The sequence below is a fragment of the Sphingomonas sp. MMS24-J13 genome, assembly GCF_044905095.1.
GTDB lineage: Bacteria > Pseudomonadota > Alphaproteobacteria > Sphingomonadales > Sphingomonadaceae > Sphingomonas_I.
Genome location: NZ_CP173258.1, coordinates 2,320,881 through 2,342,126, shown reverse-complemented (window position 1 = coordinate 2,342,126; position 21,246 = coordinate 2,320,881). Strand labels below are relative to the sequence as shown.

At 63.8% G+C, this 21,246-nt stretch carries 19 protein-coding genes; 11 read left to right on the top strand and 8 right to left on the bottom strand.

Features of this window, described 5'->3' with window-relative positions:
- Nucleotides 1–98 precede the first annotated feature (98 nt).
- The 4 genes from AB4Z44_RS10915 to AB4Z44_RS10900 all read left to right on the top strand — a co-directional run bounded on the left by AB4Z44_RS10915 (nt 99) and on the right by AB4Z44_RS10900 (nt 3,284).
- Nucleotides 99–326 carry a DUF3072 domain-containing protein gene (locus AB4Z44_RS10915; RefSeq protein ID WP_404714056.1) on the top strand — a complete coding sequence of 76 codons (228 nt, stop codon included), beginning with the start codon at nt 99–101 and terminating at the stop codon, nt 324–326.
- Nucleotides 327–453: 127 nt separating this feature from the next.
- On the top strand, nt 454–1,011 hold the full coding sequence (locus AB4Z44_RS10910; RefSeq protein WP_404714055.1) for a DedA family protein: 558 nt from the start codon (nt 454–456) through the stop codon (nt 1,009–1,011).
- A gap of 343 nt (nt 1,012–1,354) precedes the next feature.
- Nucleotides 1,355–1,885: an FxDxF family PEP-CTERM protein gene (locus tag AB4Z44_RS10905; protein ID WP_404714054.1), complete on the top strand. Its 531-nt coding sequence runs from the start codon at nt 1,355–1,357 to the stop codon at nt 1,883–1,885.
- Nucleotides 1,886–2,483: 598 nt separating this feature from the next.
- Entirely contained in the window at nt 2,484–3,284 is an 801-nt protein-coding gene (locus AB4Z44_RS10900; protein WP_404714053.1) for a PEPxxWA-CTERM sorting domain-containing protein, read from the top strand.
- A 308-nt stretch (nt 3,285–3,592) separates the two neighbouring features.
- Here AB4Z44_RS10900 and AB4Z44_RS10895 read toward each other — a convergent pair whose 3' ends face one another.
- A complete protein-coding gene (locus AB4Z44_RS10895) occupies nt 3,593–5,698 on the bottom strand; it encodes a catalase (RefSeq protein ID WP_404714052.1) in 2,106 nt (701 codons plus the stop codon).
- A gap of 191 nt (nt 5,699–5,889) precedes the next feature.
- Nucleotides 5,890–6,123 carry a DUF6894 family protein gene (locus tag AB4Z44_RS10890; RefSeq protein WP_404714051.1) on the bottom strand — a complete coding sequence of 78 codons (234 nt, stop codon included), beginning with the start codon at nt 6,121–6,123 and terminating at the stop codon, nt 5,890–5,892.
- A 120-nt stretch (nt 6,124–6,243) separates the two neighbouring features.
- On the opposite strand from AB4Z44_RS10890, the gene AB4Z44_RS10885 reads away from it, so the two are divergent.
- A complete protein-coding gene (locus AB4Z44_RS10885; RefSeq protein ID WP_404714050.1) occupies nt 6,244–7,104 on the top strand; it encodes a transglutaminase domain-containing protein in 861 nt (286 codons plus the stop codon).
- 97 nt (nt 7,105–7,201) lie between these two features.
- Here the strand turns inward: AB4Z44_RS10885 and AB4Z44_RS10880 are convergent, their stop codons facing one another.
- Nucleotides 7,202–8,098 carry an exonuclease domain-containing protein gene (locus AB4Z44_RS10880; protein ID WP_404714049.1) on the bottom strand — a complete coding sequence of 299 codons (897 nt, stop codon included), beginning with the start codon at nt 8,096–8,098 and terminating at the stop codon, nt 7,202–7,204.
- A 187-nt stretch (nt 8,099–8,285) separates the two neighbouring features.
- On the opposite strand from AB4Z44_RS10880, the gene AB4Z44_RS10875 reads away from it, so the two are divergent.
- The 5 genes from AB4Z44_RS10875 to AB4Z44_RS10855 all read left to right on the top strand — a co-directional run bounded on the left by AB4Z44_RS10875 (nt 8,286) and on the right by AB4Z44_RS10855 (nt 14,562).
- Nucleotides 8,286–8,966 (top strand): response regulator transcription factor, encoded by a 681-nt coding sequence (locus AB4Z44_RS10875; RefSeq protein ID WP_404714048.1) that lies wholly within the window; start codon nt 8,286–8,288, stop codon nt 8,964–8,966.
- Nucleotides 8,957–10,411, top strand: coding sequence for a sensor histidine kinase (locus tag AB4Z44_RS10870; protein ID WP_404714047.1), 1,455 nt, complete (start codon nt 8,957–8,959; stop codon nt 10,409–10,411). Before AB4Z44_RS10875 ends, AB4Z44_RS10870 begins: the two co-directional genes overlap by 10 nt.
- Nucleotides 10,412–10,518: 107 nt before the next feature.
- Nucleotides 10,519–12,816 (top strand): TonB-dependent receptor, encoded by a 2,298-nt coding sequence (locus AB4Z44_RS10865; protein ID WP_404714046.1) that lies wholly within the window; start codon nt 10,519–10,521, stop codon nt 12,814–12,816.
- Entirely contained in the window at nt 12,816–13,505 is a 690-nt protein-coding gene (locus AB4Z44_RS10860; RefSeq protein ID WP_404714045.1) for a phosphatase PAP2 family protein, read from the top strand. The genes AB4Z44_RS10865 and AB4Z44_RS10860 overlap by 1 nt, the downstream gene beginning before the upstream one ends.
- 118 nt (nt 13,506–13,623) lie before the next feature.
- The gene (locus tag AB4Z44_RS10855) at nt 13,624–14,562 is read left to right on the top strand and encodes a GNAT family N-acetyltransferase (RefSeq protein ID WP_404714044.1); all 939 of its coding nucleotides are present in this window, start codon (nt 13,624–13,626) and stop codon (nt 14,560–14,562) included.
- 43 nt (nt 14,563–14,605) lie between these two features.
- Here AB4Z44_RS10855 and AB4Z44_RS10850 read toward each other — a convergent pair whose 3' ends face one another.
- Nucleotides 14,606–16,510, bottom strand: a complete 1,905-nt coding sequence (locus AB4Z44_RS10850; protein WP_404714043.1) for a CocE/NonD family hydrolase — start codon at nt 16,508–16,510, stop codon at nt 14,606–14,608.
- Nucleotides 16,511–16,599: 89 nt separating this feature from the next.
- Nucleotides 16,600–16,908: a hypothetical protein gene (locus tag AB4Z44_RS10845; protein WP_404714042.1), complete on the bottom strand. Its 309-nt coding sequence runs from the start codon at nt 16,906–16,908 to the stop codon at nt 16,600–16,602.
- Nucleotides 16,909–17,187: 279 nt separating this feature from the next.
- Here AB4Z44_RS10845 and AB4Z44_RS10840 point away from each other — a divergent pair, with 279 nt between their 5' ends.
- Complete coding sequence (locus tag AB4Z44_RS10840; protein WP_404714041.1) at nt 17,188–18,651, top strand: sulfotransferase; 1,464 nt, start codon at nt 17,188–17,190, stop codon at nt 18,649–18,651.
- A gap of 22 nt (nt 18,652–18,673) precedes the next feature.
- Here the strand turns inward: AB4Z44_RS10840 and AB4Z44_RS10835 are convergent, their stop codons facing one another.
- From AB4Z44_RS10835 to AB4Z44_RS10825, 3 genes are all read right to left on the bottom strand, one after another.
- A complete protein-coding gene (locus AB4Z44_RS10835; protein ID WP_404714040.1) occupies nt 18,674–19,024 on the bottom strand; it encodes a hypothetical protein in 351 nt (116 codons plus the stop codon).
- A gap of 196 nt (nt 19,025–19,220) precedes the next feature.
- Nucleotides 19,221–19,964: a LytR/AlgR family response regulator transcription factor gene (locus AB4Z44_RS10830; protein ID WP_404714039.1), complete on the bottom strand. Its 744-nt coding sequence runs from the start codon at nt 19,962–19,964 to the stop codon at nt 19,221–19,223.
- Nucleotides 19,954–21,108: a sensor histidine kinase gene (locus tag AB4Z44_RS10825; protein ID WP_404714038.1), complete on the bottom strand. Its 1,155-nt coding sequence runs from the start codon at nt 21,106–21,108 to the stop codon at nt 19,954–19,956. The genes AB4Z44_RS10830 and AB4Z44_RS10825 overlap by 11 nt, the downstream gene beginning before the upstream one ends.
- Between the last annotated feature and the right edge of the window lie 138 nt (nt 21,109–21,246).

Genomic DNA, 21,246 nt, shown 5'->3' with positions numbered 1-21,246 from the left:
GGCATGGTCGCGATCAAGGACCCGCGGCTCGCCGCGCCGGAACCATCCATCCGCCATGCCGTTTAAGGGCCGAACAAACAAGGAACATCGAGGTCGACATGAGCGAACAGCTGCACAACCCCAAGCTCGACGAGCATCCCGGCTCGAATACCGAGAAAGATCCGGACAATTGGGTCTCGGGCGACGATCCCATCACCGGCGCGCAGGCCTCCTATCTGGCGACCTTGAGCGAGGAAGCGGGCGAGGAAATGCCGGTGGCCGATCTCAGCAAGGCCGAAGCCTCGAAGCGGATCGACGCGCTCAAAGGCAAGCTCGGCCTCGAGTGAGGTCGTGGCATGCGGAGCGGCGGTGGAATCCGTGCAAGCTTGCGCGCGTCATTCCGTGGCCTAAACTCTTGCAACCAAACCAAGGGGTATCGCGCTGGCACTGGAAACCCTGATCGCGCGCTTCGGTTTGGCCGCCATCTTCGTCGGTGCGGGCATCGAGGGGGAGGCGGTGGCGATCACCGGCGGGGTACTGGCGCAGAACGGTCTCTTGCCGGTCTGGGGCGTGGTGGTCGCCGCCGGGGTCGGGGCGTGCATTGCCGACCAGCTCTGGTTCTGGCTCGCGCGGCATTACGAGCAGGAGAAGTGGGTCAAACGGGTCGAGAAGCGTCCGGCCTTCCAGCGCGCGCTCCGCATCCTCGAGCATCACCTTATCCTGTTCACGCTGAGCTTCCGCTTCATTTACGGCATGCGGACGGTAACCCCGATCGCGATCTCGGCATCGCATATCCAATCGCGGACCTTCGTCATGCTCAACGCGATCTCGGCGGCGGTGTGGGCGGTGCTGATGGTGTGGGGCGGGTTCCTGTTCGGCAAGACGATCGATCCCTGGCTGCACCGGATCAAATCGGCGACCTTGCTGATCTTTGCGGCGGGCGCCGTCGTCCTGGCCATCGCGATGAGCCCGCGGCTGCTCCGCTGGTGGCAGCAGCGGCAATCGGAACCGGCAGAGCCTGGCCCCTCATAGGGCCAGCCCCCGGGAGTGGCGTTCGCTAAAAGACTGCCGCCCATCACGCTGCGCTGCAGCAATTTGGAGGGTGGAGCCCGCCCGCAAAGGCGCCTCCAACGGCCCACCCATCGTCCGGTTCGTCTATCGCGGCCGGCAGGCGGCTCGCGGGCCTGAATGGCCGCTGCCCACCGGTACCGGCGAGATTGTTACGGCATCGTCATGTAAAGGTTGGTGAAATTCAACCGGTCCGGGGCGGAACAATCGTCTTTAACATTTTGTTAACCCGACCAGCGCCGAGGTTACCACCTCGCATGGGCTATTTGCCTGGCGCCATGAGCCGGTGGTTCAGGGAGTTATGTTTATGCGTTCAGTTTTTTGTGCGATTGCTGCGACCGCAGCCGTGTTTGCTGTTTCCTCAGGCGCCAATGCGGCGACGATCGGCCTCGCCGGCGACCCCGCAACGTACCTGTCCGGATTCTTCGGATCCAACGTGAACGGGACGTTCAACAATTCCTGGACGTTCAATGTTCCTGCGGATGGCGTGATCAGCTCGCTCGTTGGATCGGCCAACGTAACGGGTTCGTCGGGCCTGACGTTCACCTCGGTTTCGCTCAACGGGGTCGATCTGAACTTCATGCCGGCGCTGCCGAACCAGTCGTTTTCGTTCACCGATCTTCCGGTGAACGCAGGGCTGCAGACCCTGCTCATCTCGGGTAGCGGTAAGGGTTCCTATTCGGGCACCGTCGCGTTTGCGCCATTCAACGCCGGCGGCAACCCGCAGAGCGCCGTTCCTGAGCCGGCTTCGTGGGCTTTGATGCTCGGCGGTTTCGGCATGGTTGGTGGCGCGCTTCGCACCACCCGTCGCCGCAACGTCGCGATCAAGTTTGCCTAACATGTAAAGGTCGGGGGCCATCGGCGACGCCGATGCCCCCGGTTTTTGATCGTAATGCGCTCGCGGTGCCCGCTTGAGCCTTAGGATTAGGCCGATCCTTCTTAAAATCGGCTTGAAGTGTAATGCCTGCCTTAGTGAACTGGTCGATTGCAAAGTCCCGGTATTAGGCTTCGTGAGCTTAGATTGTCGCGACCCTCCGCAAGCGGTCGTGATCGAGCGGAACATGCGGTCGAGCCGGCCTTTCGGCCATCGACGCCCAAGGGTCCTATCTCACCCTGCCGACCTAGCCCCGCGACGGCGCGATCCAGCGTGGTGCGCTCGATCGCAAGTGCCTCTCTCCGCATTGCAATCGCCCGAATCGCGGCGTGACGTTGCAAGTACGGTGAGACGGGCCATTTTATCGATGAAGGCGCGCACGTCGATTAAACGTTCGAATGGTTCCGCCGCGACCGGCCTCCTGTCGGCCTAAACGAACCCCTTGCCGCAGCTTTATGGCCTGTTAACCATTTCAATGAGATCAGGACCGCGGTCGAAGGGGCTTCCGGGGAAGCTTCGTGCGGGTGTTCGCTCGCAGGCCGCTGTTGGGTGGGGTTGAGAAATGTCGAGCTTTGGGAAGACCGCTTTTCGCGGTGTGATCGGCTGCGCGCTTTTTGCAGCGATGAATTTGGCGGCAGCCTCCGTTTCGGCTACTTTGCTGCCGCAATCATGGAACGGGTGGAAGTGGTCGCGGACCGGACCGCTGGCCATTACGCTCAAGGCAAATGTCAGCTCGGCCTGGACACCGTATGTCACCGCTGCGGCAGCGCAATGGTCGAAGGATCAGTATATCGATTATGTCGTCAAAGCCGGCACCCCTTCGACCAGCACGACATGCGCGGCGTCCTATGGCACCCTCCAGGTATGCAATGCCAATTACGGTGCGACGGGCTGGGTCGGCTATACTCAAGTTTGGACACTGAACAATTACATCGTTCAGGCAACCGTCAAGCTGAATGAATATTACTTCTCACAACCAAAGTACAATACGGTGGCGTGGCGGCAGTTGGTGACATGCCAGGAACTGGGCAATGCGCTTGGACTCGACGATTCCGATCACAATTTCGGCAACGCCAATTCGGGCACCTGCACCGATTACACCAATGATCCCACCGGGAAGCTCGGCACCAACGGCACGCTGGCCAATTTGGCGCCCGATGCGACCGACATGGCCAATCTCGATCGCATTTATAGCACGCTCGGCACGACCCAGATCGCTTCGACCAAGCCAATCGCGCAGGTCGGCAATGCTTTCCTGGCGGTACCGGTGCCCGAGCCTGCCTCGTGGATGCTGATGCTGGGTGGGTTCGGCATCGTCGGCGGCGCGATGCGTCGAACACGGCCGAGCGCCCGCTTGGCGTGAAACCGCCCCCCCTTGGCATTGTGAGGGCCACCCTGGCAGCGCGGTTGACGGCCCGCCCGCGCGTTAAACGGGCGGACCGTCCGCTGTCGCTGAAAGTGGCAGCTCGAAGATGCCGTCCGGGGGAGGCCAGCACCTTCGGTAACGAGAACGTCCTTTAGAACCAATCGGCTACAGCCGATATTCGAGGTTAACGCTTTTCAACCATACGATGGCATGGCCACGGCCTTCCAACGATTTCCAAATCGAGCGCCGCGGGACGCGGCCCTCGAATCTTGCCCGGGCAAGGCTCGAGGGGGCGTCGCGCGGGCTCAGGCCAATGTGCGCAGCTTTGGTTCGCGATCCCAGAAGCGCTTCGCCGCTGCGGCGATGAAGGCCTTGTCGAGACCCGTGACGCCATCATCCGGCTCGACCCCGGCCTTGTCGAGCAAAGGCTGCGCCTCGGCAGTATGGCCGATCGCCTTGAGATGGCCGAAGGCGTCCATCACAAACTGAACCGCAGCCGCCTCCTTCAGCAAAGCGGCGCAGCCCTCCGCGGACAAAGCGAGCGCCACCGCATCGAACAACACCGATGGTCCACCGGCTAGCTGGAAGTCGGCCGGGAGCAAGGAGCCGTCCGACATCTTGGCACCGCCCACCTTGGGCGCGACGATCACCGGCCGGCCGCCGGCATCGCCGATCTGGCTGGTAAGCGTGTCGACCGCGGCGGCGTCGGAGCCATCCGCGATCAGGATCGCGATCGTGCGGCCCTCGATCGACTTGGGCGCGCGCGGGCCTTCGATGATCCGCAAGGCTGGCGAGGGCTCCATGTCCTTGACCGGCACTGCAGTCGGCGAGGCTTCCGGCACCGGCATGTTAAGGCCGTCGGCCACGCGCCCGGCCAGATCGGGATCGACGTTGACGAGGTTGGACAGCATCCGCGTCCGCACATGCGCCAGCCCGACCTTGCTCAGTTCGAACACCAGAGCCGAGGCGAGGTGCGCCTGCTCGGGTGCGGCAAGCGAGCGGAAGAACATGCGCGCCTGGCTGTAATGATCGGCGAAGCTCTCCGGGCGTACGCGCAGTTTCTCGCCCTCTTCATCCGGGCCGGTTGCTGCGGTGACCGATTTATAGCCGGTGACCGGGCATTCGCGCGGGCCAGGCTCGTCGCCGGGGCGCGCTTCGCCTTCAGCGGAGAGGCCGTTGGGCTCGTAGTTGGTGCGGCCCTTAGGGATGGCCATCTGGAATTGGCCGTCGCGCTGAAAGTTCATGACGGGGCATTTCGGCGCGTTGATCGGCAGCTGGTGGAAATTGGCGGTGCCGAGCCGCGACTTCTGCGTGTCGAGATAGGAGAAGAGCCGCCCCTGCAGCAGCGGATCGTTCGAGAAACCGATGCCCGGCACGATGTTGCCCGGGCAGAAGGCGACCTGCTCGGTCTCGGCAAAGAAATTGTCGGGATAGCGATCGAGCACCATCTGCCCGATGATGCGGACCGGCAGCACCTCCTCCGGAATGATCTTGGTCGAGTCCAGGACGTCATAATCGAGGCTGTCGGCAAACGCCTTGTCGAACGCCTGGATGCCGAGCTCCCAGGTCGGGAAATCGCCGCGGTCGATCCGCTCGAACAGGTCGCGGCGCTGGTGATCGGGATCGGCGCCAGCGATCTTGACCGTTTCATCCCAGATGGTCGATTGCAACCCGGCCTTGGGCTTCCAGTGGAATTTGACGAAGGTGACGTCGCCAGCGTCGTTGATCAGCTGGAAGGTGTGGATGCCGAAGCCCTCCATCGTCGCGAACGAGGCGGGCAGGGTGCGATCGCTCATCGCCCACATGATCATGTGGGTCGATTCGGGCATCAGGCTGATGAAATCCCAGAAGGTATCGTGCGCGGTGGCGGCCTGCGGGTAGCCGGTCTGCGCCTCCATCTTGGCGGCGTGGATCAGATCGGGGAACTTGATCGCGTCCTGGATGAAGAAGACCGGGATATTGTTGCCGACCAGATCCCAATTACCCTCGGGCGTGTAGAATTTGACTGCGAAGCCGCGCACGTCACGCGGCGTATCGACCGATCCGGCGCCGCCGGCGACGGTGGAGAAGCGGGTGAAGACCGGGGTCTTGCTGCCCTTCTGGAAGAGCGCCGCCTTCGAGATGTCCGAAATGTCGTCGGTCGCCTCGAAATAGCCATGTGCGGCCGATCCGCGCGCATGGACGATGCGCTCGGGGATGCGCTCATGATCGAAGTGGAAGATCTTCTCGCGCAGTACGAAATCCTCGAGCAGCGCGGGGCCGCGCGCGCCGGATTTGAGCTGGTTCTGGTTGTCCGAGACGCGGATGCCCTGGTTGGTCGTGAGGTAGGCGGCATCCGCGCCGCCCGACGCCTGTTGATGCGTCTCACCGCCGGAACCGGTGGTCGTGTCGTAGCCGAGGTCGTTCGCCATATGTGCGGGCCCTTGTCATAGCATCTGAATAGAAAGCCACCCTGCAACGCGTGGGCGCGGTAAAAGACCGCCGACGTGACAAAATAATCTGAGGAAATATCACCCACTTAACTTGAATTAACTGCGACGCGACTGCCTGATGAAACGGACGTGCAGTTTCTCGTCGGCCAACCAGTACGCGCCCACGGCCCTCAGGCCGTGAAGCTTTCGGCCTGGAACTTGACGCGGAACAGCATGGTGCCGTCATCGAGCGTGACTTCGACGAACCAGGCTTCGCCGTTCCAGAACTTGCCCGGCTGGGTCATCAGGACATAGCCGGCAAGGCATACTGCCTCCCGGTGCGCGTGCCCCAGCGTGGGAAGCACCGATCCTTCGCAATCGGGGATATAGGTCCCGTCACGAATATTGAAGTGATAGCGGATCATGGGCCTCTCTCGGTCGCGAGTGGGCGCTTGGACCGGACCCGACCTTCCGCTTCCTATCAAAGCTGCTGGCGCATGGAGAAGTTCCGGCACCGTCTCGATGCGCCGCGCGTTGTTAGGCTCATGCGCCTCACCATCGAACACAGCACGCACTATGCCTATTGCTCGCCGGTGACGCTCCAGCCGCATCGGTTGCTGCTGTCGCCGCGCGGCGGACACGAACTGGTGGTGCTGTCGCACAGCGTGCAATGCGATCCGGTAGCCGAGATCAGCTGGACGCAGGACATCTTCGGGAACCTCATCGCGACTGCGACTTTCCCCGATCGTACCGATACATTGACGATCGTCGGCAAGGCCGAGGTGGACCTGACTGCACCCGATTGGCCGATCTTCGCGATCGATCCTGCAGCGCATGTCTACCCCTTCGCTTATTCGCTCGATGACATGATCGATCTCGGCCAGTTGCGGGAGCCCGATTGGCTGGCGTCGGGCACGGGCGATGTCGGTACGTGGGCGCGGGGTTTCGTCGCCGGGCTACAGACGGATACGTTGGCGCTGCTCAAAGATCTCAACGCCGGGGTCACCGCCGATATCGCCTATCGCGTGCGCGACGAAGAGGGCACGCAGAGCCCGAAGCAGACACTGGATCTGCGTAGCGGGTCATGCCGCGATATCGCTGCCCTGTTCATCGAGGCTGCGCGCCATCTGGGCTTCGGGGCGCGCGCGGTTTCTGGCTATCTCTACGATCCCGCCGCGGTCGAAGGGGACGCGGGATCGACGCATGCCTGGGCCGAGATCTTTTTACCGGGCGCCGGCTGGATCGCGTTCGATCCCACCCATCGCCGGACGGGCGGCGCCAATTTGGTGCCGGTCGCGATCGCGCGCAACAATCGCCAGATCATGCCCGTGACGGGGGGCTATCTTGGCGCGGCGGAGGATTTCGTCGCGATGGAGGTTTCGGTCGTCGTGACGCGCATCGGCTGATCAATCGATAGGGTCCATTGCCGGCACATGGTCTGCTGCGTCGAGCGTAAGATCAGGTCGGTCCGCCTCGACGTCGCTCGGCGGCGGGCTCCGGTCATCACCCTGCAACGCAACGGGCAGGGGCCACCTCGTCCGACGGCGCATCGATCCGCATACGCAGTTCGTCCTCGCTCAGGATCGCGATATTCGCCCCCGCCCGGCGCAGTTCCTCGGCCCGCCGGTAGGGTGCGCTGGCGTGTGCGAAGCGGCCGAATGGCTGGTCGTTGCTTACCACCAGCATCGTCGTGCTGACGCCGACCGATGCCGTAACGCGCGCGCCTGCCTGCGCCAATCGCAATCCCAGCGGCCCATCGCGTGGACCGCCCAGCACGTAGATCCGCTCGTCCTTGAGCGGGCCCTCCGCCGCGGGTTTGGGGGCCGCGCCGCCGCGGGTGTTGGCGGGTGCCAGCCAGCCGGCCAGATCGATCCCGGTATGGTCGATCGCGCGCACGATCACCATGCCGGCGGCGCGCGCATCGCTCAGTGCATCATGGTGCTTGTGGCGCACGCCGAGGAACTTGGTCAGCACGTTGAGCCGGTGGCTGGGCAGTTCGGGCCAGGCGCGCTTGGCGACGCGGACACTGTCGAGCCACGTCGTCTCGATCGCGGAGCGATCGTGCACCCGGCAAGCCGCTGCCAGCGCGCCCTTGTCGAAATAGGAATGCGCCACGGTGACCCTGCGCGACAGATGCGCGTCGATCGTGGCATGGATATGGGCGAATGTCGGCTGGCCGGCGACATGATCGCAGCTGATGCCGTGGATGCGGGTGTTGAACGGCGAGAAGTCGTCGCACGGATCGACCAGCGTCTCGTAAGCGAAGACCTCGGCCCCGCCCCGGAAGCCGACGATTCCGATCTGGCAGATGCTGCTGACCCGCGAACAGGCGGTTTCCACGTCGACGACGACGAAATCGGGATCGGGCGACGCGGTTTCGACCGGCAACGAAGCGAGCATGGGCCGGAACGTATCATGTCCGTCTGGCCCCCGGAAGCGGGACGATTAACCCTCTGTGGGATCGAGCGTACGACGGTTGGAAAACGCGCCGGGGGGATCCCGAGACGGGAAGGGGCATTTGCGAAGCGACACGTAACTGAAATCAAAACGTCATAGATGCCGAAGCTCCGGCGCGAAGGAGTCAGGCGTGCATCTGCTGGTGGTCGAGGACGATCCGGTTATCGCGGATCATATCGTGTCGGGGCTCGGCCATTTCGGCCATAGTGCGACGCTCGCACGGACAGGGTCGGAGGCGATCGCCGCGCTGGCGGGGCGGGCGCATGATGCGGTCGTGCTCGATCGGATGCTGCCCGATGGCGACGGCACCTCGGTCATCCGCCATATGCGTAGCCAGAGCGGTGCCGTGCCGGTGCTGATGCTGAGCGCGCTCTCTTCGGTGAAGCACCGGATCGAGGGGCTGCAATTGGGCGCGGACGATTATCTCGCCAAGCCGTTCGATATCGACGAACTCGCCGCGCGGCTCAACGCGATCGTCCGGCGCGGCGTGCCGCGGTCGGACGGGGTCAACATCGAGGTCGGCCGGTTGCGGCTCGATCCCAGCAGCCATCGCGTCCTTTATGGCTCGGCTTCGGCGGTGCTCAATCGCAAGCAATATTCCCTGCTCGCGCATCTGATGCGCAATGCCGATCGGCTCGTCACGCGATCGATGCTGCTCGAATGCGTCTGGTCCTATTCCTTCTCGCCGACCACCAACATCATCGAAAGCAATATGAGCCGGTTGCGGACCGCGCTGCAGGAGATCGGCTGCGATCCGATCGAGACGCAGCGTGGCGCCGGCTATATCCTGCGGGCCGAACGATGCGCTTGAGGCACCCGCTCTGGGCGGGGCCGATGCGGCTCGGCCGGCTGGCGATCGACGTCGGGCTGGCTTTCGCCGCAGCTATGCTCGCGGTCGGGGTGATCGGCTTCGGCGTGGCCGACGATTGGGTGGCGCGGCGGATCGATGCATCGCTGACCTATCACACCGCCAAATATGTGTCGGATGTCGCGAACGACCCGGCGGCCGATACGACGGTGCAGGCCAGGATCTTCGATTGGCAGCGCCGCAAGGTGCTGAGCGAGCGGACCTATCTGCTGTTCGATCGCCATGGCCGGCGACTGGCCGGGCGGCTCGATATCGGTCCGCCGCCGACCGGCTTCTCCGACGTTCGCTTTACCGCCGGCGGCCGTCATTATGAGGTGGGGCGCGCGCTCGCGACGCGGCTCTCCACCGGCGGGCTGTTCGTCGTCGTCCAGCATAGCGAGGCGGCGGCGAGCCTCCACGCGCTCCTGCCGATCATGGTGATCGGGATCACGCTGGTCGCGCTCGTCATGGGCGTGACGGCGACCTTGCTGTTCGCGCGGATGACGGCCCAGCGTCTGGCCGAAACGCAGGAAACCGCAACTGCGATTGCGGGTGGCGATCTTAGCCGGCGGATCCCGACCGACCGGCTCGACGGCATGTTCGCGGTCCAGGCGGGCAGCCTAAACCAGATGCTCGACAAGATGGCGGAGCTGGTTCGATCGCAACAACTCTTCTCCAGCAATCTTGCGCATGATCTACGCACCCCGCTCACCCGGCTGCGCGGCATGCTGGCGCAGGCATCGCGCGAGGGCGCGCCGGGGTCGACAGCTCTGCTTGAGCGGGCCGATCGCGAGTGTGCGTCGATCATCGGTATCTTCGAGGCGCTGCTGCGGCTCGCCGAGATCGAGACGGGCCAGCATCCGTCGGCGATGGCCACGCTGCCGCTACGGACTTTGGTGGAGGATGTGGCGGATACGATGGAGCCCGTCATGATCGATCATGGCGGCACGCTCACCATCCGCCGCCTCGACGATGTCGCGATCGTCGGCGATGCCGATCTGATCAACCAGTTGCTGATCAATCTGCTCGAAAATGTCGCGACGCACACGCCGGCGGGCACGAACGCTGTCCTCTCGCTCGAACGCGAGCACGATGATGCGGTGATCACACTGAGCGACGACGGGCCTGGGCTCGCCGCGAGCGATCTCGCGCGGGTGATGCAGCCGTTCGAGCGCGGGACCGCCTCCTCGCTGCGCAAGGGCAGCGGCCTGGGACTCGCCATCGCCAACGCAATCGCGCGCTTCCATCGCGGCAACCTCGCACTCTTGGCCGGCGCACCGGGGCTCCAGGTGCGCATCCGCATCCCGGCAATTGCGAGCCCCCAGCCTTTTCAGGCTGTTATACCGCGCGCTTTCGACATGGCGCGGATAAATTCCGAAGATCAGCGCGGGCGCGTCACCTTCGCCTAGATTGCAAATTTACAACCTTCGCTTCTGCAGCATGCGTTTGCACGGAAGTGTCACAAACCGCTCCTACCCGCGCCCCAACAGCAAAAACCTGTTGGGGAATTTCAGCCATGACGATTTCGGCAAGGCGTTCGCGCGCCTGTATAACTGTGCCTGCACTCGCTCTGGTGATGGCGCTGACCGGTCAGTCCGCCCATGCCGCCGACGGCGTGCCGCCGCCTCCCGCGCCAGCGCCCAACGACATCGCCGAGGGTTCGGACATCGTCGTCACCGGCACCAAGGCGAACGAGATCGCGCCGGTCACCGCATCGCTCCGGGCGACCCAGCCGGCCTCGATCGTGTCGCGCTCGTTCATCGAGGATTCGCTGCCTGCCAGCGCCGATTTCAACGATATCGCGCTGATCTCGCCCTCGGTCGCCAACACCGGTGGCGAGAATGGCGTCGGGCTCAACGAGTCCAAGATGACGATCCGCGGGTTCCAGGACGGCGAATATAACATCACCTACGATGGCGTACCGTTCGGCGACACCAACGGTCCGACGCACCATTCAAACACCTTCTTCCCGTCGAACACGGTCGAAACGCTCGTGGTGGATCGCGGCCCCGGCAATGCCAGCCAACTCGGTGAATCGACCTATGGCGGCAACATGAACCTGTTCTCGCGCGAGACGCGCGCCGATCGCTCGATCGAGTTGAAGGGCGCCTATGGCAGCTTCAACACCTATCTGCTCCGCGGCCTGCTCCAGACCGGCGCGATCGACAAATTGAACGGCACCGAGGCGGTGATCTCAGCCCAATATATCAAGACCGACGGCCGTCTGAGCCTCAGCGGCTACAATCAGAAGAACGTCTTCGGCAAGGTCGTTATCCCGCTGGGCAACGATGTCCATCTGTCGCTTCTCAGCACATACAACAAGAACCACTTCTTCCAGCCCGACAAGAATGGTGTTACGCTGGCGCAGCAGGCGATTTACGGCAAATATTATAATCTAAACAACGATCCGACTAGCCAGAGCTACTGGGATTACAACAAGACCACCAAGACGACCGATTTCGAGATCGCCAAGCTGGATGCCGAAATCCGGCCGGGCACGACGTTCGTCAACACGGCCTACACGTATTATTACGACAACGAGACGCTGAGCGGCAGCAGTGCGACGGCGCTCCCGGTTTCGGCCGGCGGCCCGCAGCAGACGGTGACCCTTTCGCCCGGCGCGAAAGCGGTTTCCGGCGTGCCCGGCTACACCAAGACCAACAAATATCGCGTCTGGGGCGACATTCCCAAGGTGCGCTTCGACCTCGGTTTCGGCGCGCTGACCGCTGGCGTGTGGATCGAGGAGGCGAACACGTTCCGCCAGCAGACCGACGTCGATCTTGTCACCGGCAATTTCAACTATGTCGAGAAGGTGGTGAAGGGCGCGAACACGCCGCAATATGTGAAGTTCAACCAGAATAGCGGTTTCAGCCATGCCGAAGAGTTCGTCGAGCTGGAGCTGCGCCCGCTGCAAGGGCTGACGATCACGCCTGGCTACAAGCATGTCGATTTCAATCTGAAGATCGACGCAAAATATAATCAAACCACGCGCATCCCGCAGGATATCAGCCAGAATTACAGAAAAGATCTGCCGTTCGTGACCGTCAACTATGCGGTCACGCCGCGCCTGTCGGTCTATGGCCAGTTCGCGAAGGGCATGGCCCTGCCGATCCTCGGCGACCTGTATGTCAACAATCCAAATCTGTCGTCGATCCAGCCGCAGACCTCGACCAATTACCAAACCGGCGCGGTCTATCATGGCGAGCGGCTCAGCCTCGATGCCGATCTCTATTACATCAAGATCAATAACAAGATTCAGCAAGAGACGGTGATCGATGATACGAACACCGCCCAGACAGCTTATTTCAACGCCGGGCGCGTGCTCTACAAAGGCATAGAAGGTCAGGCGACCTACGTGCTGGCGGGCGGCTTCGCGATCTTCGCCAATGGCTCGCTCAATTACGCCAAGGAGGCGGGCACGCACAACCCGGTCTCCAATGCGCCGAAAGGAACGGCTGCGGCCGGCCTGCTCTACAAGCATGGCCCGATCCGCTTCTCGCTGATCGATAAGTGGACCGGTCCGCAATATGCCACGACCGAAGCGCTCGATCCGACGCAGACCTTCTTCGTCCTGCAGCGTTCGGTGCGGATCTCGCCCTATAATGATACCGTGCTGTCGGCGAGCTATCAGTGGCGCAATCTGCGCTTCGGGCTGAACGTCACCGACCTGTTCGACTCGCGCAAGGTCGAGAATCTTAATCTCTCGGGCAGCGGCCCGTCGGGTAACGCCGCCCACGGCGTCAACCAGACGTCCGATCAATTCTATTACCAACCCGGCCGCCAGATCAGCGGCGACATCACGGTGAAATTCTGATGCGCCGCACGCTCGCCCTTGTGCTCGCCGCCACCGTTCTGGTCGCGGCGAAGCCGGGCCCGGCCGGCCCGCTGCTGCTGAACGAGGCCAATTTCGATCCGGCCCTGCTGCTGCCGCCACCACCGGCGGACGGCAGCGCCATCGCCAAGGCCGAACTGGCCGCCTTGTTCGTGGTCGACCGCACGCGCACCCCGGCTGAGGAAGCCCGGGCGAAGACCGACAACCGAGTCAAGGACGTCACCATCTTCGCCGCGATCATGGGGCCGGGTTTCGACCTGGATCGCCTGCCCGCCACCAAAGCCTTGTTCCAGACGGTGCGGGCCGAGGAGAAAGCGGCGGCCGATCGCGCCAAGGATCATTTCCTGCGCAACCGTCCGTGGATCGTCGACAAGACTCTCCATCCGTGCAGCACCGACGACGAACCGCAGAGCAGCTATCCGAGCGGGCACGCGACGATGGGCTATGCGATGGCGGCGGTGCTGGCCGATCTGGTGCCCACCAAGGCGCCAGCGATCCTCGCCCGTGCGGCGGACTATGGGCACAGCCGCCTGGTCTGCGAAATGCATTTCGCCAGCGATGTGACTGCCGGGCAGACCTATGGCATGCTGATCGCCGAGCGGCTGATGCAGCAGCCCGCATTCCAGGCGCAGTTCCGCGCCGCCGCAGCCGAGTTGCAGTCTTTCCACTAAGGCTCTGCATGAGAGAATGACGCAAGGCGCATGCGCAAGTTCGGCGCATGCGCCTTCTCCTTGGCATCGATAAATAACGTGTTATATAGTGCGTTATGTAAATGCGAGGAATGGTGTGATGATCGATGCAGTTGCGTTTGAAGGCGCGGTGATGCTCGGCAGTCGGCTGAAACGCCTTGCCGAGCGGCTGCAGGCCGGCGCCGAGCGGATCGCGGCGGATTGCGGCCTGCCGACCCAGCCGAGTCAGATGCCTTTGCTGACCGCCCTGTACCGCCAGGGGCCGATGACGGTCGGGGAGGCGGTCGAGGTGCTCGGCATCAGCCAGCCGGCGGTGACGCGGCTCCTCTCGAAACTGCTCGAAATGGAGCTGGTCGAGACGGTGCGCGACGAGCGCGATCAGCGCAGCAAGACGATGGCGCTGACCGCGCAGGGGCGGGCGGCGATGGAACTGGCGATGACCTCGCTCTGGCCGCGCCTGCGCGCCGCCGTGGCGGAGCTATGCGACGTCCCCGCGTTGCTCGCGCTGGTAGCCGAGGCCGAGCAGGCGCTGGCCGATCGGCCGCTCGATCGACGGCCACGGGGCGGTCTCGCGATCCGGTGGTTCAGCGATAAGCTGGCGGGTGATTTCTACCGCATCAACGCCGAGTGGATCGAGACGATGTACCGGATCGAGCAGACCGATCTCGACGTGCTCGAACATCCGCGCGAGCGCATCATCGCGCCTGGCGGCGACATATTGTTCGTCGAGGATCCCGAGCTTGGCATCGTCGGCACCTGCGCATTGCAGAAGACCGGCGAGCGGCAGTTCGAGCTGACCAAGATGGGCGTACTCGAAAGCGCGCGCGGGCGAAAGGCGGGCGAATTCCTGCTCCAGGCGGTCATCGCGCGCGCTCATGCGCTGGGCTGCGACCGGCTCTACCTGCTGAGCAACAGCAAGAGCGCAGCGGCGATCCACCTCTATGAGAAGCTCGGCTTCGTCCATGACGCCGGGATCATGGAGGAGTTTGGAAAGCGTTACGCGCGGTGCAATGTGGCGATGCTGTATCGGGCGAGGTAAGCTTAACCGTCATCCCTGCGCAGGCGGGGATGACGAAGTATGTTTAGTCGCCTGCCACCGGCAATTCGATCGCGCTCGCCTGCGCGGGTGTGTGAAACACCCGGATAGTCGCCTTGCGATAGTCGCCCGGCTTAGCGTCGAAGATGTTCGGCACGAAGGTCTGCGGATTGCGATCGTAGAGCGGGAACCAGCTCGACTGGATCTGCACCATGATGCGGTGGCCGGGCAGGAAGACGTGGTTCACGTTGGGCAGCGCGAAGCGGTACGATAGAGGCACGTTCGGCGTGATCGGCTTGGGATCGGAAAAGCTTTCCCGATAGCGGCCGCGCAGGATGTCCATCGATACCGCCAGCTGATAGCCGCCAAGCTCGGGCTTCGGGAAATATTCGGCCGGGTAGACGTCGATCAGCTTGACCACGAAATCGCCGTCGGTGCCTGTGGTGGCAGCGACCAGATCGGCGATCGGGGCGCCTGCCAGCGCGATCGGCGCGTCGAGCGGGGGTGTCTCGTACGTCAGCACGTCGGTCCGGTCGGAGAAGGGGCGCTGATCGTCGACCAGCCACTGGCCCCAGGTCGATCCGCTCCCGTCGGTCGGTCGGATCGGGCGGATGCGGTAGGGGATCGGCTTGGCCGGATCGGAGACATAATCGTCGGCGCCATCGCCGACCGGTGCCGTGAAGGACAGGCCGCCGCCTGCCTGGAGATAGAGCTTGCGGCTCGTCTGCGTGCAGCCGGTGATGCAGGCGGTCGGCCAGGTCGACAGGCGCTGCCACTCGTTGGTGCCGGTCTGGAAGGCGGTGACCGGGGCGATATCGGCGGGCTTGCCGCCGGTCTTCAAATAGCCGTCGAGGAACGGGATGAGCACATGCTGGCGGAACCATGTGCCGGTATCCGATTCGAAGCGGATCGGGCCGAGGCTGTCGCCCGCGGTCGACCACCCGCCATGCCGCCATGGGCCGAGCGCGAGATGGTTGAAATGGTTGGGGTCGTTCTTCGCGATCGCCTCATAGGCCGCGACTGCGCCATACATATCCTCCTGGTCCCATTGTCCGGCGATCCAGAGCGTCGGCACGGTCAGCGGCTGCTTCGACAGGATCACCTCGAGCGCCTGCGCCTGCCAGAAAGCGTCATAGGCGGGGTGATCGTGCAGATCCTTGACGAATTGGATCTGGTCGAGCCCGCGGCTCTTGACGAAATCGCTCGCCGATCCGGCGCGCAGGAAGGTGTCGTAATCGTCATAGGCATCGCGCCACAGATCGCCGCCGCTGCCGCGCTTGGTATCCTGGCTGAAATAATAATCGTAGCCGATCAGACGCAGAGCGCCGCCGTGGAAATCGTCGTCGTTCATCCAGGTGTTGATCACCGGGTGCATCGGCGCGGCCGCCTTGAGCGCGGGATGCGGATGGACCAGCGCCATGGCCGCCATCATCCCGTCGTAGCTGGTGCCGATGATGCCGACCCGGCCGTTCAATTCCTTGACGTTCTTCGTCAGCCATTCGATCGTGTCGTAAGCATCGGTCGAATGATCGACCTTGGTGCCGTTGAGCGGCCCGATCAGGGGGCGCTCGTTCACATACTCGCCCTTCGATCCGTATTTGCCGCGCACATCCTCGATCGCGACGATGTAGCCGGCCTGGAGCAGTTCGGCGTAGGCCGGCGCGACCAGCATCACCGCATGGTTGCTGTCGTTCCGGCTGGTCGACTTGTCGGCATTGTAGGGGGTGCGATCGAGCAGGATGGGCGCGTCGTGCGTTCCCCTGGGCACGATCAGGATCATGTGCAGGGTCACGCCGTCGCGCATCTTCACGTCGACTTCGCGGCGATCATAATCGTCGGTCGTGGTCACGGGGATGAATTTGGCAGGGATGCCGTTGGGTAGTTTCTGCGCGTGCGCCGCCGGCGCCCACGCCAGTGCCACGCTTGCCAGCAACACCCCAAGATTTTTCATGCCCGTCCCCGATCCTTTGGTCGGGCGGCAGCGTGCCAGAATTGTCGGACGCCGCAAGGGATTGCGGCGCAACGCATCGTACCCGGCGGTTATTTCCCGACGATGATCGATATCGTGCCGTCGGATGCGATCTCGACCCGATAGGCGGTAAGACCCGCCTGTTCGGCCGCGCGGATCGCGCGCTTCAGATCCGCAGCGCGCCAGCACCCGGTGACACCGCTTTTCTCGGGGGGCATTGCCTTGTCGTCAGACATCGTCGCGATGCCCGGCCAGGCAGGCGGGAAGCTGAGCGCGGGGTGGTCGTCCGGAATGTCCGCGCGGACCTGGACGGGTTGTCGCTTCGTGACATCGCCGATGGCGATCGGGGCTCGCCCTGTCTTCGCCGTGGATCCAACCAATATGGATGGCATCCTCCCTCTCTCCCGTTGATTTCTGTTGCGTCGCTTCGGTTCGATGGCGACGTTGACAGACAAGCGTCTACAAAATCAGTCTTTTGTCAGGTCGCCTTCGATTTCGGCATTGAAATAAAGGCGACAAGATCGCTGTTCAAAGGGTAGACGCCGCCGATCCCTGAGGTCCGCAGGGAGGAGGCGGGGGTTCAGGAATTTTTCTCGACGGGCGCGTGCCCGCCCCGGGTTCGCGCTTATGTCGATGATCAACGAAACCATCCGGAAATCATGGCCGACCCCAATCTCGCCAATGTCGTCGCCTTGGCCGCGCAGATCCGGCCCGCGCTCGAGCGGGGCGACCGCGCCGGCATCAACGAGATCGTCGAACGGCTGATCGCGCTCCGGGCGCCGATGGGCGGGCAGTGGGAGCAATTGGCATATCTGGCCGCGGGCAACGGCGAACTTTCGCTGGCGAAGAAGGCGATCGATCTGCAGGTCGAGGCTGCGGGCGGTGGCAACGGGGCGCAGTTTCACAAGGCCGCATTCCTCTCGACGATCGGCGCAACCAGGGATGCGGATGCGCTGCTCCGCTCGTTGCCCGAAAACGTGCCCAACCCGGCCACCAACGCCTATGTTCGCGGTATCTCGGCGCTCGCGCTCGGTCGGGCGGAAGAGGCGCGGCAGGCGCTCGATCGTGCGACGCGGATGATGCTGTATTCGGGAATGGCCTGGCTCTCGCTGGCGATGACGGTGGATTTCGCGCGCGAGCCGGACCTCGCCGATCGTTTGATCGCGGCCGGCCGTGGTATCGATCAGGCGCCGAGCCCCGAACGCGCGCCTTATCATTATGCGCTGGGCAAGGCATATGCCGATCGCGGCGAGCATGCGGACGCCTTCGCGGCCTTCGCGCGCGGCGCGCGGCTGATGAAGGCCACCATGCCCTACGATCACGCGGCCGATCGGGCCGAGGCTGCGCGCGCGGTCGAAGGCTATGATGCGGCGCGGATCGCAGCTATCTCCGGCCAGCAAAGCGAGCCGACCGGACGGACGATCTTCGTCACCGGCCTGCCGCGATCGGGGACGACCCTGGTCGAGCAGATCCTTACCAGCCACAGCGCGGTCGATGATGGCGGGGAATCGAGCCGGCTGGTGCTGCTCGCCGAGGAGATGGGCGGCGCGTCCTGGCCCGCGCTTGCGCGCGCCGTCGAAACGCAAGGCGTCGCTCCGGCGGCCCGTCTGTGGGACCATTGGCTCGACGAGCTCTATCCCGCGACGGGGCGGATCGTCGACAAGTCGGTCAACAGCAGCCGCTTCCTTGGGCTCGTGGCGGCCTTGTTGCCCGACGCGCCCCTGATCTGGATGACGCGCGATCCGCTCGATCAGGCATGGTCATGCTTTCGCACCAATTTCGCCGCCGGCGCGATGCCGTGGAGCTATGATCTGAACGACATTGCCGCGCATTTTCGACTGGAGGATCGCCTGCTGACGCAATGGCGCGAGATCCTCGGCGATCGTCTGCTGGTCCTGTCCTACGAGGATCTGGTGACCGAGCCGGACGGCTGGATCCGTCGCATCCTGGCACATTGCGGGCTGGCCGAAGAAGCACAGCCCTTCGCGCCGCATGAGAACCGGCGCCCCGTTCCCACGGCCAGCATGATGCAGGTGCGCCGCCCGATCAACCGCGCGGGGATCGGTGCGGCGGAGCCGTACCGGGCGCTCCTGGCGCCGTTCATCGAGGCTTGGGAAGGGTAGGGCGCATGCCTTCCCGGATTGCTCAGACGCAGCCCTTGAGCACCGCCACGCCGCGTTCGGTCATGCGGGGATCGGTCACGAAGATCAGCACGCGCCGATTCCCCTGATCGACGATGCGCACGCCGAAAGTCCTTGCGGGCGTATCGATTTCGACGATGCGCGGGCCGAGCTCCTCGCGGTGGATCAGCGCGCCGTCGGACGATCCGCCGAGCCCGCTGGTGATGCAGCGTTGCAGCGATCGTGACGGTTTGGCGCTGCTGAGTGCCCCGCCGATCGCGCGATCGCGCCAGCCTTCGACAAAAGGCGAATCCGCGTGCGCCATGGCGGGTAAGGCAAGAATAGCGGTTAGAACGAGCGAGGCCTGAGGCTTCATCGTGACGCCTCGTCGGCTCAATGCCCGGCCATTCGTCGTAGCGAAATGACCGCTACGCCGAAGACGAACACAACGACCAGAAGCCCGAGAAACTGGAGCCACACCTTCAGCGATTGATTCATGGACTGTCCCGAAAGCCATCTCCCAGAAATGGGAGAGTGAGCCTCGTAGCGGCTTCGGCGCAATGGCAACAGCCTCAGACCCGCCCGGCCATCGCCTTCGCTGCCGCCTGGTAGCTCCGCCCGATCCGCACCTCACGGCCGTCGTTGAGCCTGGCCGACCAGGTGCCGAGACCGTCATGTTTGAGGCTATCGATGAAATCGCGTCTGAGGATCGTCGAGCGGTGGACGCGGATGAAGCGTTCGGGATCGAGCCGGCGTTCGAGTTCGCTGATCGTCTGGTGGAGCAGGAAGCTGCGCGTGCCGGTGTGAAGCCGCATATAATCGCGCTCGGCCTCGATCCAGTCAACGTCGGTCGCGGCGATGCGGATCACCTCGGAGCGGTGCGGAACCCAGAATTCCTCGATCCAGCCGGGGGCCTGCGTAGGCGTCTCGCGCGCGACGCGGACGCGTTCGTGGACGCGCGCGACCGCTTTGGCGAGCTGCTCCGAAGTGACCGGCTTGAGCAGATAGCCGACCGCGGCGACGTCGAACGCGGCGACCGCAAACTGATCGAAGGCGGTGCAGAAGATGATCGCCGGCGGCGTCGCCTTGCCCTCTAGCGCGCGGGCGACCTCCATGCCGGAGAGGCCCGGCATCGCGATGTCGAGCAGCACCAGATCGGGCGTCAGCGCCTCGATCAGGCGGAGGGCTGCGTCGCCGTCATTGGCGGTACCGATCAGGCTGATCGTGGCGAGCTGCGCGCACAATATCTGGAGCCGTTCGATCGCCAGCGGCTCGTCGTCGACGATGAGCGTGCGAAGCGGGACGTCAGCAACCATCGCGCACCAGCGGTATCTGCAAGGTCACGCTGAATCCCCCTTCCGGCCGTCTTCCCCAGAGGCTGTGCGCATCGGCCCCATAACGCGCCGCAAGCCGGTCGCGGACGTTGCGCAGGCCCACGCCGGTGCCTTGGACTGCGTCATTTTCCATCGGATCGCCGTCGTCCTCGACGGTGAGTTGGAGGTTGCCCTGCTCCTCGCGCGCACGGATGCGGATGGTGACCGGCCGGCGCGTACGCGACACGCCATATTTGACCGCATTCTCGACCAGAGGTTGCAGGATCAGCCCCGGCACGCACGCCGATCGCAAAGCCTCGGGCAGATCGATCACCACCGTCAACCGTTCGGGAAAACGCACCGTCTCGATATCGAGATAGAGCCGCTGGAGCTGGATCTCGTCACCTAAGGGCACATCCTCGGTCGGATCGCCCGTCAGGCTGGTGCGGAAAAATGTCGCGAGGTTGAGGATCATCCGCTCGGCCTCGTCGCGCTTGCCGGTGAGGACGAGGCTCGAGAGCGAGTTCAGCGTGTTGAACAGGAAGTGCGGGTTCACCTGATAGCGCAGCGCACGCAATTCGGCCGATTGCGCCGCCGCCTGCAATTGCGCCGCGCGACGCTCGACCGCGCCGAGCCGCGCCGCATAGCAGAGCGCAAGATAGAGTGACGCCCACGAAGCGAAGAAGAAATAGCCATTGGCCGCTTGATCGGCGATCTCGCCGAGCATCGACATCTCGTCATGGCTTTTCATCGCACCAACGGTCATCGCGGGCTGGGTTATGGCGGTCCCCGGCGTAGCGGCCTTCTTGCTCCAACTCTTGCTCTCTTCCTCCATCGCCGACTGGCGGAAGGCGTAATAGTTGACGGTCGAATAGACGCACGCGCAGGGCGCGGCGAGCAAGGCGGCAACTGTGATGCCGAGCCCCATCCGCGTGGTAGGGATGCGACGCAGGATCAGATAGAACAGGATGGTGATGCCGATGCCTGCGACCGATACGATCGTGCGGGCGGCCATGCCGTAATGATAATGATAGATAGCGAGCGCGCGGAAGGTCAGGACCGCGAAATAGAGCGTCCAGAAGGCGATGATCGAGATGAAGGCGATACGGTGCGGGAGCGGCGGCGCGGCCGCTTCAAGGGTTTGCATCCCGGGGTTTATAATTCGGGAAGCTGAACAACGCATCTGGCGCCTGTCGGTTGGTCGACGAGCATCGGGGGTTGGTGGAAAAAATCCGTCCGCTCTCGATCTTCTGGCCTGGGAGTAGCCACTTGCGGACGACGCCTC

Coding starts and splice junctions, on each gene's coding strand:
- AB4Z44_RS10915 (WP_404714056.1), top strand. CDS start 99: ATGAGCGAACAGCTGCACAACCCCAAGCTCGACGAGCATCCCGGCTCG.
- AB4Z44_RS10905 (WP_404714054.1), top strand. CDS start 1,355: ATGCGTTCAGTTTTTTGTGCGATTGCTGCGACCGCAGCCGTGTTTGCT.
- AB4Z44_RS10900 (WP_404714053.1), top strand. CDS start 2,484: ATGTCGAGCTTTGGGAAGACCGCTTTTCGCGGTGTGATCGGCTGCGCG.
- AB4Z44_RS10895 (WP_404714052.1), bottom strand. CDS start 5,698: ATGGCGAACGACCTCGGCTACGACACGACCACCGGTTCCGGCGGTGAG.
- AB4Z44_RS10890 (WP_404714051.1), bottom strand. CDS start 6,123: ATGATCCGCTATCACTTCAATATTCGTGACGGGACCTATATCCCCGAT.
- AB4Z44_RS10885 (WP_404714050.1), top strand. CDS start 6,244: ATGCGCCTCACCATCGAACACAGCACGCACTATGCCTATTGCTCGCCG.
- AB4Z44_RS10880 (WP_404714049.1), bottom strand. CDS start 8,098: ATGCTCGCTTCGTTGCCGGTCGAAACCGCGTCGCCCGATCCCGATTTC.
- AB4Z44_RS10870 (WP_404714047.1), top strand. CDS start 8,957: ATGCGCTTGAGGCACCCGCTCTGGGCGGGGCCGATGCGGCTCGGCCGG.
- AB4Z44_RS10865 (WP_404714046.1), top strand. CDS start 10,519: ATGACGATTTCGGCAAGGCGTTCGCGCGCCTGTATAACTGTGCCTGCA.
- AB4Z44_RS10860 (WP_404714045.1), top strand. CDS start 12,816: ATGCGCCGCACGCTCGCCCTTGTGCTCGCCGCCACCGTTCTGGTCGCG.
- AB4Z44_RS10855 (WP_404714044.1), top strand. CDS start 13,624: ATGATCGATGCAGTTGCGTTTGAAGGCGCGGTGATGCTCGGCAGTCGG.
- AB4Z44_RS10850 (WP_404714043.1), bottom strand. CDS start 16,510: ATGAAAAATCTTGGGGTGTTGCTGGCAAGCGTGGCACTGGCGTGGGCG.
- AB4Z44_RS10840 (WP_404714041.1), top strand. CDS start 17,188: ATGGCCGACCCCAATCTCGCCAATGTCGTCGCCTTGGCCGCGCAGATC.
- AB4Z44_RS10835 (WP_404714040.1), bottom strand. CDS start 19,024: ATGAAGCCTCAGGCCTCGCTCGTTCTAACCGCTATTCTTGCCTTACCC.
- AB4Z44_RS10830 (WP_404714039.1), bottom strand. CDS start 19,964: ATGGTTGCTGACGTCCCGCTTCGCACGCTCATCGTCGACGACGAGCCG.
- AB4Z44_RS10825 (WP_404714038.1), bottom strand. CDS start 21,108: ATGCAAACCCTTGAAGCGGCCGCGCCGCCGCTCCCGCACCGTATCGCC.